At 43.3% G+C, this 15,511-nt stretch carries 15 protein-coding genes; 7 read left to right on the top strand and 8 right to left on the bottom strand.

Annotated elements, in window-relative coordinates; all coding sequences use genetic code 11:
- Positions 1 to 106 precede the first annotated feature (106 nt).
- Positions 107 to 898: a helix-turn-helix transcriptional regulator gene (locus MA_RS02405; protein ID WP_048064889.1), complete on the top strand. Its 792-nt coding sequence runs from the start codon at positions 107 to 109 to the stop codon at positions 896 to 898.
- Positions 899 to 987: 89 nt separating this feature from the next.
- Here the strand turns inward: MA_RS02405 and MA_RS02410 are convergent, their stop codons facing one another.
- Positions 988 to 2,907, bottom strand: coding sequence for an SWIM zinc finger family protein (locus MA_RS02410; RefSeq protein WP_011020512.1), 1,920 nt, complete (start codon positions 2,905 to 2,907; stop codon positions 988 to 990).
- A gap of 170 nt (positions 2,908 to 3,077) precedes the next feature.
- Here MA_RS02410 and MA_RS02415 point away from each other — a divergent pair, with 170 nt between their 5' ends.
- On the top strand, positions 3,078 to 3,554 hold the full coding sequence (locus tag MA_RS02415; protein WP_011020513.1) for a DNA-deoxyinosine glycosylase: 477 nt from the start codon (positions 3,078 to 3,080) through the stop codon (positions 3,552 to 3,554).
- 155 nt (positions 3,555 to 3,709) lie between these two features.
- Here MA_RS02415 and MA_RS02420 read toward each other — a convergent pair whose 3' ends face one another.
- From MA_RS02420 to MA_RS28305, 4 genes are all read right to left on the bottom strand, one after another.
- The gene (locus tag MA_RS02420; RefSeq protein WP_011020514.1) at positions 3,710 to 3,889 is read right to left on the bottom strand and encodes a 4Fe-4S binding protein; all 180 of its coding nucleotides are present in this window, start codon (positions 3,887 to 3,889) and stop codon (positions 3,710 to 3,712) included.
- Between the two features lie 172 nt (positions 3,890 to 4,061).
- The gene (locus MA_RS02425) at positions 4,062 to 6,023 is read right to left on the bottom strand and encodes an SWIM zinc finger family protein (RefSeq protein WP_011020515.1); all 1,962 of its coding nucleotides are present in this window, start codon (positions 6,021 to 6,023) and stop codon (positions 4,062 to 4,064) included.
- A gap of 58 nt (positions 6,024 to 6,081) precedes the next feature.
- A complete protein-coding gene (locus MA_RS02430; protein WP_011020516.1) occupies positions 6,082 to 7,581 on the bottom strand; it encodes an FAD-dependent oxidoreductase in 1,500 nt (499 codons plus the stop codon).
- Between the two features lie 181 nt (positions 7,582 to 7,762).
- Positions 7,763 to 7,972, bottom strand: a complete 210-nt coding sequence (locus tag MA_RS28305) for a hypothetical protein (RefSeq protein ID WP_157860083.1) — start codon at positions 7,970 to 7,972, stop codon at positions 7,763 to 7,765.
- A gap of 110 nt (positions 7,973 to 8,082) precedes the next feature.
- On the opposite strand from MA_RS28305, the gene MA_RS28310 reads away from it, so the two are divergent.
- From MA_RS28310 to MA_RS02440, 3 genes are all read left to right on the top strand, one after another.
- Complete coding sequence (locus MA_RS28310; RefSeq protein ID WP_226990730.1) at positions 8,083 to 8,298, top strand: hypothetical protein; 216 nt, start codon at positions 8,083 to 8,085, stop codon at positions 8,296 to 8,298.
- 395 nt (positions 8,299 to 8,693) lie between these two features.
- Positions 8,694 to 8,897, top strand: a complete 204-nt coding sequence (locus MA_RS28315; RefSeq protein WP_226990731.1) for an AAA family ATPase — start codon at positions 8,694 to 8,696, stop codon at positions 8,895 to 8,897.
- 7 nt (positions 8,898 to 8,904) lie between these two features.
- A complete protein-coding gene (locus MA_RS02440) occupies positions 8,905 to 9,897 on the top strand; it encodes a metallophosphoesterase (protein ID WP_248698072.1) in 993 nt (330 codons plus the stop codon).
- Between the two features lie 172 nt (positions 9,898 to 10,069).
- On the opposite strand, the gene MA_RS02445 is transcribed toward MA_RS02440, so the two are convergent.
- Together MA_RS02445 and MA_RS02450 are read right to left on the bottom strand one after the other, a co-directional pair.
- Complete coding sequence (locus tag MA_RS02445; RefSeq protein WP_011020517.1) at positions 10,070 to 10,540, bottom strand: hypothetical protein; 471 nt, start codon at positions 10,538 to 10,540, stop codon at positions 10,070 to 10,072.
- A gap of 251 nt (positions 10,541 to 10,791) precedes the next feature.
- A complete protein-coding gene (locus MA_RS02450; RefSeq protein WP_048064890.1) occupies positions 10,792 to 10,986 on the bottom strand; it encodes a hypothetical protein in 195 nt (64 codons plus the stop codon).
- A 521-nt stretch (positions 10,987 to 11,507) separates the two neighbouring features.
- Here MA_RS02450 and MA_RS02455 point away from each other — a divergent pair.
- Both MA_RS02455 and MA_RS02465 read left to right on the top strand, forming a co-directional pair.
- On the top strand, positions 11,508 to 12,413 hold the full coding sequence (locus MA_RS02455) for a hypothetical protein (protein ID WP_011020518.1): 906 nt from the start codon (positions 11,508 to 11,510) through the stop codon (positions 12,411 to 12,413).
- 1,112 nt (positions 12,414 to 13,525) lie between these two features.
- On the top strand, positions 13,526 to 13,846 hold the full coding sequence (locus MA_RS02465) for a hypothetical protein (protein WP_011020520.1): 321 nt from the start codon (positions 13,526 to 13,528) through the stop codon (positions 13,844 to 13,846).
- A 106-nt stretch (positions 13,847 to 13,952) separates the two neighbouring features.
- Here the strand turns inward: MA_RS02465 and MA_RS02470 are convergent, their stop codons facing one another.
- Positions 13,953 to 15,437, bottom strand: coding sequence for an IS1182-like element ISMac1 family transposase (locus MA_RS02470; RefSeq protein WP_011020521.1), 1,485 nt, complete (start codon positions 15,435 to 15,437; stop codon positions 13,953 to 13,955).
- Positions 15,438 to 15,511: the final 74 nt, after the last annotated feature.

The raw sequence follows: 15,511 nt of genomic DNA on the forward strand, positions 1-15,511 counted from the left end.
AATATTCCTGTTCAAACTTCGGTAACTTCAACCTCAGCAACTCAGGATAATCTTAATAGATACCATTATTTAATCCAAAACTCCTACCGGAAGGAGGCCGAACAGAATGAGTATGGAACTGCAGTTAATAGATACTATTTTCTTTTCAGACAAACGAAAAAATCTGCTTATATTCCTGAAGAATGGGCCAAAAACGATTGAAGAGATCAAGACTGAACTTGAAGTCAGTTCCAGCCCGATTATGGCTCAGATCCGTATCCTGCTCAAAGACGGGCTGCTGGTGCAGAAAGAGAACAGTTACGAACTTTCTGTAAAAGGGAAACTTGTAGTCCCCAAAATGGAACCTCTTCTTTCCACATTCCGGGTCTTTGATGAAAACCATGATTACTGGGCAAGGCAGAACCTCCTCACTCTTCCCACCCACCTGCTTGATCGGATCGGGGATCTCGGCAGCTGTATGGAGCTTGTGCCTGACAGGACTCATATTTTTGATTACCCTCCTGAAATAATGGATCCCCTCTACAGGTCAAAAACAGTCATGGAGGTTTCTTCTTTTTTCCGCCCCGGGTATCCGGGCCTTTACCTTGACCTTGCGAATAAAGGCATTGAAGTTTCTCTTGTTCTCGAAAAACCCATCTACAGAAAACTGGTCTCCGACTACAGACCGGAAGTTGTAGAGTTCCTTAACCTGGAAAATACGCAGATCTTTGTCTGTGAAAATAAAATCGAACTTGCGTCCAGCCTTGTTACGGACCGCTTTATCTCTCTGTCCATGATCTCCAAAGATGGAAGATACTATAACCATGAAATGGTGAGCTTTGAGAAAAGCGCCATTGAATGGGGGCAGGAACTTTACGCCTATTACAGGGACATGTCGGAAGAGATAAAGGAAATCTGAAGAGGTAAAGGAAATTTGAGAGGTAAAGGAAATTTGAGAGGTAAAGGAAATTTTGTTTTGAGATCTGGTTATTTTAGGGGAATCTTCCCTTACTCCTCAATGATCCGCTCTTTTCCCAGCGTATCAAGAATTTCAATAAGTCTCTTTTTGCGTTTATTTTCCTCCCTGATCCCACGGAGATATATTTCCCATTCTCTTTTTTGTCCCCCTGCTTCCATGGTCTCTTTGATCTTCCGGAGGTGTACGGCAGCCTCTCCGTAGGTATTCACATTTGTTTTTGAAATGAGCTCTTCGGCAAGCTTTTTCCATATTTCTGTCGCAATATCGGGGTATTTCTCATGAACGGCGTTTGAGATTTTGTTTTCGTCGATATGATATGCGTAGCGTTTTGCTGTTTCCCCTCCCTTTTTTAGTTCTCGGTACCACCTGACAACCTCATCTGGAGCTTTTTCTTCGATGGCTATTTTGATCAGCAGGTCAAGAACAGGAGGTTTAATCTCTCTGAAGTCATCGGGATCAAGAAGCCCTGTTGCGGGAAGAGTCCCGGGGATGATTAAAATTTCGGCCCGGTTTTTGAGCCGGATTGAGGGTATTTCTCCATTTTCAAGGTATCGATGAGCTTTTTCCCTGACTTCCTGCCAGATCCCGGCTTTTTCGGCTGCTATCCACATGTCAAGATAGGAAGAAAGGTTCGGATCTCTAAAAAAATTTTCAGTCTGAAGGGACGCTACAAAAAACAGATCTCCTTCTTTTTCTTTAATTTCGAGAAGTGTTTGACGGAGTTGTGTGGTAATTCTGGGTTTTTTCCGGGTTTCTCTGATTCCCCGGTAGATCCATTCTTTTGCCTTTTCTTTTTGTCCTGATTCAAGCAGCATCCCAACCAGTCGGACATAACTGCCCTTCTCTTCGGCTTCGCGTTCACAAAGATGGATAGCTTCTTCAAAAAGGCCTGCGTTTTGCAGGGCCTGGACCAACCGGTCAACCACATGGTCCCTGTCCGATTTTGAATAGTCAGGGAAGTACCCTTCTTCAATTTCATGCAGGCGGTTTTTCAGGATTTCTGCAAAGCTTTTCCACTCTTCCGGGGGCAACTCCTCTCCCCAGAACTTATGTTCCCCAATGATGTCGAATTCGTCTTTTAATTCAAACTCTAAGGCTTCAAGCATCCTTTCGTGGACCGGGCGGAAGGATGCGGAAAGGGCTTTGAATACAATGCTCATACAGTCGGAAATTTCCATCCCGATTTCCCCTTCCGAATCATACTCCACAATATATTCATAGCGGTCCATGATTTCTTTCCCGATACTTATCAGCTCATCGTAGTGCTCTGCATCATGCAGGATTTCCATCCTAGCCTGCACGTTTGAAAAATCATGCCTTGTACTTTCATAATCCCACGGTTCGTACTCCTGTGCGTCTCCCCAGAGCAGGTCCAGTTCGGAATAGATGCTTCCGAGAATTCCCCCTATATTTTCCATTGCAAGGTCTTGCCTGTCCCGGAGGTAGTTGCCGAAAACAGGACTCTTTTCCGAGAACTCCATCAGGATATCTACCAGTTCGCCTTTATTCAGCCCTTCGAGCCATTCCCGCAGGGGCATCCGAGAACTTTTTCCGGGTTTAAGGCTTTCAAAAGTTTCGGCTCCCTCCTGCATGCGCCTGGCCCTCAGGAGGAACGTGTCTCCCTCGGAAAGGACAGGGACTTCTTTTCCCTGTTTCAGGAGCTCAAGATACTCCAGAACAACTGCTACCCCATGTTTACAGTCGTGGGCCACAGGACATGTGCATATAGAATTCAGTACCCCGTTTTCCAGGGTAACCTCTGCAAAATACTCCTTTCTTCCCCGCACCATTGCGAGCAGCTTTCCTTCCGGGGTACGTCTTATCTTCTCTACCTTTCCTGTCTGCTGATGGTCCTTTCCCCTTGAAGTGGTCCTTGAGTCGGCCCATTTATTGAGGTCGCTCCATTTGAGAGCTCGGAACGGGTCGGCGTTTTCTCTCTCCGAAACCATGAATAACTATTGGGAGAATCATTATATATAATAGCAGAAAAATCCCCAACTCTGAAAGATTTTTTTTCTCTGGTCTCCCCTCTATCTTGGTCCCTTCCAGAAACCCGTTTCAGCGAAAGGATCTTTTGCTTTCCATAAATTGAAATAGCCTCACCCAGCTTTCTTTAATAATGATAAAGCGAGGTTTTCCTGCAGTCCTTGATGAAAATACCGAGATCCTTATTCTGGGGTCCCTTCCGAGTGATGAGTCCATCCGGAAGCAGCAGTACTACGGAAATCCGGGCAACGATTTCTGGAGGCTAGTCGGACATGCGATTGGAGAAAACCTTCAGGACATGGCTTATGAAAAAAAACTTAAAACCCTGAAACACAACCGAATAGGGCTCTGGGACGTGTTTAAAGCCGGGAGCCGGGAAGGGAGTCAGGACTCAAAGATCGGGGACGAAGAAATAAATGATTTTTCAGGCCTGAAAGAAATGGTCCCGAAGCTCAGGCTCATCTGTTTCAACGGCAGGAAAGCCGGAGAATACGAACCTCTCCTGAGGGGAATGGGGTATGAAACAAAGGTCTTACCCTCTTCAAGCGGGGCTAACCGGAGATTCTCAAAAAATAGGGAATCGGAGTGGGAGGCTGTTTTCAGGCATTAAAACAATGCCCTACCCTAAGCCCACTCTTTTTTCCATAGGGACTTTAAATCCGGGTTAAGAAAACAAGTTTGAATCTGTATATTTTAAATCTGTATATTTCTGATTTCCGATTTTTTGGATTATTCTTACTTCTCTGTTTTTTCCGGTGTTTTGGATTATTCGGTCTTTATAGCCCCTACAGGGCAGGCTTCTTCACAGGCGCCGCAGTCCACGCATTCGTCTTCGTCCACAACCGCACAACCCGCATCCTCATCGATAACGATTGCTTCTACAGGACACTCTTCCACACAGGTTCCGCATGCTGTACATTCTTCTTTGTTGACTTTTGCTGGCATTAGTTTTCAACTCCTCATTTCGTTTTTCTGTTTTGTTCTGTCAGATCAGTATTTTAGAAGTATGGCAAGTATAGGATCCAGGTAAATCCTGGTCTAATTTTTATTTATCTCTTTTTATATATAAAAATTTACTCCTGCTCTTTTCCATCTCATTTTTCTTTTTTATCCCTGTTCACTCTCCGATGATCCTGTCTGCCCCAAGCCTGTCCAGAATCTCAAGCAGCCTTTTTTTGCGTTTGTTTACTTCCTTTATCTCCGATAGATAGGCTTCCCATGCTTCTTTTTCCCCTCTGGCTTCGAGAGTTTCCTTTATTTTCCGCAGGTATGGGGACGCTTCTTCGTATGAGCTTACTTTTGTTTCGGAAATCAACCTTTCTGCAAGTTTTTTCCAGATCTTAAGCGCAATTTCCGGATATTTTTCTTTGACGGCGTTTGCAATTTTATTTTCAGAGATTGATTTCCAGTAGCTTTCGGCTTCTGCTCCACTCTTTTTAAGTTCCTCATACCAGTGAGCCACTTCTTCAGGGTCTTCTTCCTGAATTGCTATTTCTATTAAAAGGTCGAGGGCAGGAGTCCTGATCTTATGTATGGAACCCGCTTCCAGAAGACCTGTTTTCGGGAGGATGCCGGGAAGAATTGAAAACTCTTCTTTACCTGAGATTTCTTCCTTACTTTTTTCTTCTTTACTTTCGGCTTTACCGGCTTTAGCCTGACCCGCAGGCAGTTCTCCTGTTTTCAGATATTTGAGGGCAGCTTCCCGGACTTCCTTCCAGACCCCCGCGTTTCTGGCAGCTTTTTGCATTCCGGGATAACTGGCCGTATGAGGGGCCCTGAAAAACTCTTCTGCTTCAAGGGCTGTTGCAAAAAGCCAGTTCCCTTCTTCTTCTTTTAGCTCAAACAGGGTCTGAAAGAGCTGGCGGGCAGTTCCGGGCTGATATTCTCTGGTTTTTTTGATTCCCCTGTAAAGCCATTCTTCTGCTTTCTTTTTCTCTCCGGAGTCGAGTAACAGCTCTACCAGCCGGATATAATTGCCTGTTTTTTCGGCTTCGCGTTCACAGGTAGGGATTATCTCTTCGGAAAGCCCGGCTTTTCCAAGGGCATCAATCAGCCTGTCAACGGCATAGTCCCTCTGCCAGGGTGGGCTGTAGAGAGAGTTTTTTTCCTCTTCGACTTCCTGCAGCTTAACTTTCAGGGCTTCTGCAAAAAGCTCCCATTCTTCAGAAGTATAATCCTCTTCCCAGAACGCATGTTCATTAAGAATATTATAGTTATCTCTGAGTTCGATTTCAAGCATATAAAGCATTTTCTCGTGGGCAGGGAGGGATGACCTGAACAGGGCTTCAAACACGACGTCCATGCAGAAGGATATTTTTGTCCCGATCTCTCCTTCTTCGTCATATTCTGCTATTTTTTCGTACCTGTCCATCAGCTCTTTTCCGATATCAAGCAGTTCATCGGAGTATCCCGAATCAAGCAGGCTTTCCAGCCCTATCTGCACATTCAAAAAATCGGGCAAATCAATTTCATAATTTTCATAAGCAGAATACCCGGTTTCTTCCAGAAGCTCGTCAAGTTCGGAATAGACCTCCCCTATAATTTCTCCCACATCTTCTGCTGCAAGGTTCTGCCTGTCTCTGAGGTACCTGCCAAGCAGAGCATCTTTTTCTGCAAATGCCACCAGTATTTCTATCAATTCCCTTTTTGTCAGCTGTTCCAGGTATTCGCGGAGAGCTCCGGCTGAGGGCTCTTCAGACTCGGTTTCGGCTTCAGTGTACCCTTTTCTGGCTCTTATTACGAAAGGGTCTTCTTCGGAAGCAAGAGGAGCTTCTTCTCCCTGTTCTGCGAGTTCGAGATATTCAAGTACGGCTGCAACGCCGTGTTTGCAGTCATGTCCTACGGGGCAGGTACAGATCGAACTTAATTTTCCGTTTTCCAGGAAGATTTCCGTGAAATATTCTTTTGTTCCTTCCACCCGGGCTACAAGGCTGCCTGTAGGGGTTCGCTTAAGCTCTTTTACCCTTCCTTCTTCCTGATACGCGATCCCCTTTGCAGTTGCCTTCCCTCCCGCCCAGTCCTGCAGGTCGCTCCACCTGAGTTCTTTGAAGAGGTCGGCACATTTATTTTCTGATGGCATAAACTATTATTTCGATATTGTCATATAAAAATAGGAATCATGAATTGTCTCTTATGTATTAATACGGTTTTCTATTCTCTCCCCTTACTTTCTTTTCAAGGAGCCCGTATACTGCAGGGCTCTGAATAACTTCTCCCCTGGCATTATAACGGGAACCGTGGCAGAGGCAATCCCAGGTTTTCTCGGCATCGTTCCAGGAGACAAAGCAGCCCATGTGCCTGCAGGCCGGATTGAGGGTGTAGAGTACTCCCTGGGGGTCCCGGTATACTGCCACTGCCTCCTCTTCTCCTCTCTCAATAATAGTTCCCTGCCCGGGTCCGATTCCGGATATCTCTTCCATAGAAAACGGAGACGCCTGTCCGGATCTTGAAGGGTCGTATACCTCGATCCAGGGGTTGTCTCTCCCAAGGATCGTATCCGTAAGAATCATTGCTGCAACAGTGCCTTCAGTCATACCCCATTTTTTAAAGCCGGTTGCCAGATACAGGTGTTCGCTGTCCGGGGTAAGCCTGCCAATAAGCGGAATGTTATCTTCGGGCATGACATCCTCGGTCAACCAGTGATAGTCAATGGACCGTACTTTATAGATCGACCTCGCCCAGTCCTCAAGGTGCCTGTAGTGCTCATGTGTGGGATTTCCCTGCCCGGTAGGGTGCCCGTCTCCGACTACCAGCACCATTTCTCCTTTTTCCGTAGGTTGCGAACGCAGAGATCGCACAGGTTCCTCGGCGTTAATGAACATACCTTCCGGAAACGGTTCTTCTATGTATGCTCCGAGTGCATACGACATCGATTGGTGCAGCTTTTTGAATAGTTCTCCAGGCCTGTCCACTATAGGGAAATTCGTTGCCTGAATGATATTCTCGGCTGTTACGTTTCCTCGATCCGTTTTTACAATAACGGGACCACCCCCTTCGATTCCGAGAGCCCGGGTCTTCTCATATATGTGGCCGCCGCCTCCTTCGATTTCTTTTGCAAGGGCGCAGAGGTATTTTCTGGGATGAAACTGCGCCTGATGGCTGAAACGGACCGAGCCGAAGGTTTTAAAAGGAAGCGGCAAATCCCCTTCGAATGATGCCGGAAGGCCCAGGCTCCTGGCTGCACGAACCTCGTCCAGAATCTTTTGTGCAGAAGCCTCCGAACCTGCATAGACATAAGCAGGTTTGTGAGAAAAGTCGCAGTCAATATCCCATGAACGGACTATAAACTCAATCCTATCGATTGCTGCCTGGTTGGAGTCAGCGTATTGTTTTGCCTGCCCTCTTCCCACTTCCGATATGAGGCGGTTATAGATCAGGCCATGCTGGGAGGTGATTTTTGCTGTCGTATTTCCGGTAGTACCCCTTAGAATCCTGTCCGCTTCAATAACTGCAACGGACACTCCGGTTTCCCTCAAAAGAAAGGCTGAGGTTATTCCGGTTATCCCTCCCCCAATTATTGCCACATCAACCCGAATGTCTCCCGGGAGAGCAGGATAATTTGATTCCTGAGTGGTCTCCACCCAGTAAGATTCTGCTTTTCCAGGCAGAGTGTACCCGGTTTCATTCCTACCTAACATTGATATTCCCCTTTACTTTACTTTACTTTACTTTACTTTACTTTGTAGAGTTATCCCAGCCTGAAATTCATTTTCGGGAGCCCTTTTCTACTGGGTGTTCTCTATCCCGCAACTCGCACTTTATAGTGCAGTGCCTCATTTCTCAACTTTCTTTTCCGGAAGCCTGGAAACTGCTGGACTGTCAATGACTTCTCCTGTTGTACTGTAGCGAGAGCCGGGGCAGGGACAGTCCCATGTCTTTTCTGCATCGTTCCAGGAAACAATACCCCAGATGCCTGCAGGAGGGGTCGAGTGTGTGGAGCACTCCTTCCTTATATCTGTACGCTGCTACTCTTTCCCCCTTTACTTTGACAATCCCACCTTCTCCAGGGGAAATTTGTGATGCCTCCATATGGGTAGGGAGTTCCGGTCTCCCACAAAACTTCTGGTGGCTTCGGCAACCTGCGAAAGAATAATCTTTGCCGACTCTATCGGCTTGAACCTGTAAGGATCATATACCTCTTGCCAGGGATTGGACTTTCCGAGGATTATATCCGTAAGAATTATTGCTGCAACAGTGCCTGCTGTCATGCCCCATTTATTGAACCCTGTTGCCAGATACGAGTTTTCGCTGCCAGGGGCCAGCTTGCCAATGTAGGAAATATGGTCAATGCTTATGGTATCGTGGGTCGACCAGTGGTAATCAATGGAATTGACGGAATAGCCGCCATCCAGTAAGATTCTGCCTTGCCGGGAAGAGTATAACCAGTTTCCTCTCGCTCTCTCATATCTGTCACCATATCAATTCCCGGGGTTGTGCCTCGTTAGCTTTTTCTCATGGAACTTCCTTCCCGACCGATAGTATAGCTATCAGGAACTTGCTCACGTTCCGTCCAGTCCCTTTGCTAAAGGTGCTCCCGTCGTATCTATTCCCCAATAGTATCTATCCCCAATAGATACTGTAAAATTATCCAATTAAATATTATAAAAATTAATAGTAATATTAACTCAGGTATTATTGACCTGGATATTAATTTTACTCAGTTGTTATTTGCTCGGGTGCTATTAACCCGTATATTACTAACCCAGGTATTATCTATGAAGTTGTTTCAAAATCGACTATGGGGTATCATATGAGGTATTTGGTATTTTTGAGAGGAATTCCCGGGTCCGGCAAATCAACCTTTATTAAGGAAAACAGGCTTGAGCCCTATACCATTTCCTCGGATGAGGTCAGGCTTCTCTTAAAGCCCCCGGTACTCTCTGTTACCGGGAAAAACCGCGATTTCCCAGAAAATCAACCGCAGAGCCTGGGGGCTCATTTACTCGCTTATTAAAAGCCGTATGGCAGAGGGAGAATTTACGATCCTTAATGCGACCAATGCGGGAAATGCAGATATTGCAAAGTACAGGCAGCTCGTCAAAATTTACAGGTATAGGGCATTCTGTGTTGACTTTTCGGACGTGCCTCTTGAGCTTGCGAAAGAAAGGAACATGAAGAGGCCTGCACATGAGGTTGTGTCTGAGGCTGTTATCGAAGATATGCATTCCATAATTAGCAGGCAGAGCGTGCCGTCATTTGTAACGGTAATAAAACCTCGCGAATTCCATGAGAAACTGCAGTATGGGACTACTGATTTTTCCGGCTACAGAAAAATCCATCATATCGGAGATTTAAACGGCAGTTATACTGCCCTGAAGAAATACCTGGCTTGCGGCCTGAAAGATAGCGACCTGTATATTTTCCTGGGAGATTACATCGGCACCGGGCCCGAAAATTCAAAGGTCATTGAATTCCTGAGTTCAGTCATGTGCAGAGAGAATGTGGTCCTGCTCGAAGGAGACAGTGAAAAATGTCTTTGCAATCCGGAAGCGGGTGAAGAACAAACCCGGATATCAGAGTTCATGGGTACTTTACATTCCCTGCCCCTGTATTCCCTGCCAGAACTCGAACAGGCAGGCGTTACAGGTAATGATATCTCTGAACTCTACAGGAAAACGGTACCGTGTGTTTATTACAAATTCCATAACAAGCGTGTGCTTGTAACACATGGAGGACTGAGCAACCTTCCTGATAATCTGGTTTTTGTGGGAACCGAACAGATGATTAACGGCGTTGGAGAGCCTGAAGATACGACTCAGGTTGCTGAAAGTTTCAACAAAAACACAGGTGAGAGCACATATCAGATCCATGGACACAGGAACCCTGAAAATCTCCCGGTTGAAAACGGCAGGACATTTAATTTATGTGATGGAGGCCGGAACGGAAGATTCCTTCGAGTTCTTACTCTTGATAATGGGGGATTCCATATCCACCGTATCCTGAAAAAATATTAGTCAAGATAGAAGTTAGGGGTCTGATATCTGCTGGATTATACGGGAAGCCTGAAGTTCAGGCAGCAGGATTGTTTCTGTTTCTACGTATTTTTCCTTACCCGTCTGGCTCCTCGCCCGGATTTATTCAACTTACCTTCCTGGCTCTTTACTCTGGTTTATTTCCCTGCCCTGCTTACTTCTTTAATATCACATTCATAATAGAGTCTATCTGGTCATCAACCTTCTCTATATAATCAATTGTAATCTCGTCAGGACTCACCAGCTTAATTGTGAAATCTTCTCGAAACTTTTTGCCGTCTTTCAGTCCTTCGTATCCCCCTTTCAGGGTATTTTCGTCAGACCAGGAAGCTGTATGGTCATGTGTTTCTGCCATGTTAGTAAGGCTGTAAATATGCAGTGTCCCGGTCTCTCTATCGAAGCCAAATAAGTTATCCAGTTCATAGGTGTCCAGTTCTTCCACTTCGAACTTATTTGCTGATTTCAGGCCCCAGCCACCCGCAGCTGTGCTAAATCTCCACTTTCCCTCCAGTTTCAGCTTATTGTCTCCGATTTTAATGGTTCCTTCCGCATTCCAGTCCCCAAGAAACACATGGAGCCTTTTTATTTCAGGAGGAATCGGGTACATTTCGCTTATCGTAGACATAAGATATACTCCCCCGTCTTACTATGCTTGCAGGTAATTATGTAATTTTTGCCCTGACTTCCGGTAACTTCCTGTAATCGATGAGGATATAGAGAAGGTAACGAGAAACAACTTGCCTTATCAGGTTGAGTAAAACCGTCGACATTCTCCTCGAAAACTTCAAGGCGTCGGGGGAAGAGAAAAGTGCTCAACTCTCTTCCGGAAAACCGCAAGGTTTCAACCGAAAAGGAAATTTTAAGGCATACTGAATTTTAAGGCACGTTGAATTTTAAGGCGCGCCGAATAAAGTCCTTCACTCCCGGGATATGATATTTTGTCATCTTATCCTGGAAATTCTTTTTTGAGCCTATCCGGGTAACAATTCCCGCTGCAGGAAATCTTTGGGAAGGACCTGTTGGCGGAAAATCATTGGCATGGAACCCTATAATTGGAATATTTTCTCTCATGCAGCACCCCGACGCCGCATATTTCTCCTGATTTCTCCTAACGAAGAGGGGGGTCAGGACTGTTTAGAAGAAAACTCGCGTCTTGAGCTCTCATGAAGATAAATATATAATTTCTTTCCTTTAGGAAATACGACTTTTAATGATTTTGATTAGAATTAATTCAAACATTTAAGCTTTTTTGTTGCTTATAAGTTTTTATAAAGCTTTTTTTTGAAATTAAAACGCTTTAGATCCTTTATTATTGAAAGTAAGTTTATATTTTAGCCTGCTGATCTCATGACTGTCAGCAGGTGAGAAGCCTGCAGGACAAACGGAACAACTGAATAACAAGACAAATGGAACAAATGAATCCCCAGAATAAAAGAATAATTGAAAAACAAGTCAAAAGGACATAAAAAATACACAAGACAAAAAAAGAACAAAAAACGGACGAAAAATGGACGTAAAACGGACGAAAAATGGACATAAAACGGACAAAAAATGGACAAAAAATGGACCTAAATCAGTAATGGGAGTATGTTATGAAAATAAAAACAACAGTATTCAATTCGATTTACCGCATTGCAGCGGTACTAATGGTGTTATGTATAATCCCTTCAGGGGCTTTTGCATCGGAGAATTCTCCTGCATTTGCTCCTGTAGAGAACATAACAGAAGAAAATTATGCTGATGTTCAGGCAGAGATCCTTGACTCTCTCAGCGAACAAATCTCGGAGCTTCAAAGCTTCTATTCCAATGTAAGTGAAGCCTCCGATGCCTCGGAGCTCCAGGAAGTTTTGTCCAGCCGAATGCCGGAAAACGGAGGCGGACATGACGGGAATATGGGCCCCGGTGGAATGGGCAAGGGACCCTGTGGAATGTCTGGCTTATTCGGTTTCGCTCAGGTTGAAAGCGTAACTGACGACAATTATACCGAAGTCCAGACAGCAATTGTTGATTCCCTTGAAAATATGACTGAGATGCTTAACAGTCAGCTGGATAACACGACTGATGAAAACATGACCGAGATGCTCAACGAACAAATAACCAAGCTTGAAACCCTATCCAGCGAAATAAGTGCAGCTTCCAGTGCGGATGAGCTTCAGGACGTTGTGTTCACCTATTTACAGACCCAGGCTGTTGACTCTCTCGAAATGGAAATAGAACACCTCGAAGAGATGCAAAGTAACAGCGAGACCGACGACAACATGAGTGAGAAGCTCAGCAGCAGGATCACGGAACTTACTGCCCTGATAGACGATATCAACGGAGCAGAGTCTCTCGAAGACTTTATGGAGGTCATGTCCTCTTCCCAGGGAATGCCCGGAATGGGAGTAGGCGGTCCGATGCAGCATGGTGGCTGCGACTGCCCCATGCCCCCCTCCGAAGCTCAGGACAGCAGTACTGATGACAGTACCGATGACAGCACTGACGACAGCACTGAGTAAGCTGTGACGGATAACCCGTGACAGATAACCTGTGGTGACAGATAACCTGTGATGGGTAAGCTGTGACAGTAAACTCCGGCAGGAACTCTGTAAGGTAAGTTCTGCAGGTTTGAACACTTAAAAACGAACTAAAACGAATTACAGGCTTAATGGACGAATAACAGGCTTAGTGATGCACAAATCAGCTTCGATGATGATAAACACAATAGACATACTCAAAAGGAGGTGATAGGGAGTCCTACATGAGATCGGAAGCGAAAAGAGATGATGAAAAATCCAGATGATGAAAAACTCAAAAGGAGATGATAGAAAGTTGGAAAGGAGATGATTTGAATCTTCTCATCTTTCCAGACGGACTGGAACTAAACACAGAACAAACATATCGAACAAATCCCTACACTAGATTATACCTAAATTGAATATCGCTTGATTAGTATCAAAATGTACCTCCTTTGCCCGGCTCGAAAGAACCGGGCGACCATATGAAAACCCGACAACCGTAGCAGTAGATTACAGAACTAAATACTCTGATGAATGCAAAAAACGTTCCCAATAAAAAACACTTCCCTTCATCATCTCTTTTTTCTTTCATTTTGAAATTGTTTTTACCCTCCGTTTTTATTTTTCCCAAAACAATGGCCTGTTTTGTGTAATTTCTCAATACGTTCCTGCCTTCTTTTTCGTTGATAGTGAAATTAAAGTTTCACAAACGGAAGGAAAAAAGTAACACCGTAAAATTTTTGGGTTTGCGACTTTGCTCTATGTCTAAAGGGCATGTCGAGAATTCGTTGTACTATTTAAAGTCTAATTTTTTTACATTTTGTGAAACATCGTTCTCTTGATGTGAAACTCTTTCCATAATAGCTTTTTTAGATTATGGTTTACAGAAAATCATGTACATTGCCAGAAAGATTTTCAAAATAATTATTCGTAAGCTATCAGTTTTTTCATGTTACCTCAATAGCTAACAAATGTTACTCGTATAAATTCATTGATATATTATAATACAATATTTTTATAGGTTCCTTTTTAAAGTTACTTAATTTACTACTAATTGTTACCTTCTTTAATTAGTTAGATTTAAATTAAACTATGAATTTTATGGTCTTGAAATGATGGCTTCGCCACCATCCACACGTTATATTGGGAATGAAAGTGTATGGATCTTTCCAACAGCCCCACCAAAAGAAAGCATGTCATCTATAGAAAAAAAGAAATATGGTTTAATAGAAATCCCTGTTAGTGATTTCGAAAAACATGCATATGATCTTGGTTTACCAACTGCAATCGTTAGCGAGCATATTAAGTTAGGAGAGCCACTATATGTTATAACTAATCCTGACATAAAAATTGAATCATGTAAATTTGAAGGTAAAAAAACGATTACAAAAGATGAGGAAGATACTTCATATAGCATGGATCGGGAATTCTAAAAATGAAGTTTAACAGACTGTCTCATAACCATTTTAAATTGTACAATTGGGTAATACCCATTTCAATTTTTATTTCATTTCAACAATGAGAGATAATTTTCATGGATCAACATAGAGTATTTGTTATTCTCGCTCGAATTCCCCCTTTATTCCATCCTTTACTTCCTCCTCCAACTATCATTTTCAGCATACTTTTCAGGTTTTTCCCTTCTCTTTTTATAAAGTCTGCTATTTTCTTTATATTATGTACAGTACACATCATAACAAATTCAATTCCTGTCTTCCTTTTTCCTCTCAATAGGAATTCTCTGAACCCTCTATCCTGTTTCATCTGACCAAACACAGGTTCTACGGTAGACATTCTTTTCTGATACTTTTCTGTCCCCTTCTCTGTGTTCAGTTTATCCCTCATATCCTCCATCAAATGTTCCCTAGGATCTCTTGTTATTGTCCTTTTTCCGCTCTTAGTACATGCATTTTTCAGCACACACTGAGAACAATAGCTACATACATAATACCTTAAATCAGGTTCACCTTTCCTCTTTTGTATTCTTGTAAAGGGGATTTCAAATGCAGCAGGACAATAATAGCAGTCTTTTTGTTCATCGTATGTAAAAAGAGACTTCCTGAACCTCCTGGTTTTTCCTTCTTTTTCAGCTTTATAGAAATTGTCAGGAATATAAGCATCAATTCCTTCTTCCTGTAAAAATTCCAGATTCTCATATGAGAAATAACCTGCATCTGCAAGTACTATTGTTGGTTTATATCCCAGTGTGTTTTTTACATTCTGTATCATTGGTTCTATTTGATGAAGGTCGTTTTCTTCGTTGACAACGTCTGCTGCAACGATTATTTGCTCTTTTTCATCAACAGCAACCTGACAATTGTAGGAAGGTTTCTTGCTTCCATCTTTATGCTTCATAATTCGAGCATCGTTATCTGTGATGTTTATTTTTTTCAGCTTTTCTTCATCAAGCTTCTTCTTAGCAGCTTTTATTTTTTCCAGTCTTTTCTTCTTGTCAACAAGCTCTTCTGGAATCTGATATGGTGTTGAGTCACCATAAATTTCATCTTCATGTTTATCTGTCTCAATACTCTCTTTGAGTATCTTATCTATTTCTTTTTCGAGAGCATCCGAACTCTTGCTCTGTCTTGATGAAGCATTTGCCTTAACCTTTGTTCCGTCAATTGAGATACTGGAACCAATCATATCCATTTCTTTACAAAATGTGACAACCTGGGAAAAGATTTCTTTTATAGGGCCAAGATGAGTTGAACGGAATCGACAAATCGTATGAAAATCAGGTTTTTGCATGGCTGCCAGATACATAAATGCAGTATCAGTTTGAGTCATTTGTTGCAGTTTACGTGAACTTCTAATGCCTATAAGGTAACCATAAAGTAATATTTTTAAAAGAGGTCTTGGATGATAGGCTGGGCAGCCTTCCTTAGAGTAAGTGGATTCAATAGCAGTGATATCAACGACATCTACGATGTCGTTTAGTACTCTGGCGATATGGTTTTCAGGAACAAAATCTTCCAGGTCTAACGGAAGTAAAAACTGCTGCTTTTGATCGTACTTTCGGAACATGGGAAACACTGGAATTTGTTTTGTAAAAAAGATAAAGATTACGGGTTTCTGCCCCAAATGTATGATAGAGTATA

Origin of the sequence: Methanosarcina acetivorans C2A, from assembly GCF_000007345.1 — an archaeon.
Taxonomy (GTDB): Archaea; Halobacteriota; Methanosarcinia; order Methanosarcinales; family Methanosarcinaceae; genus Methanosarcina; species Methanosarcina acetivorans.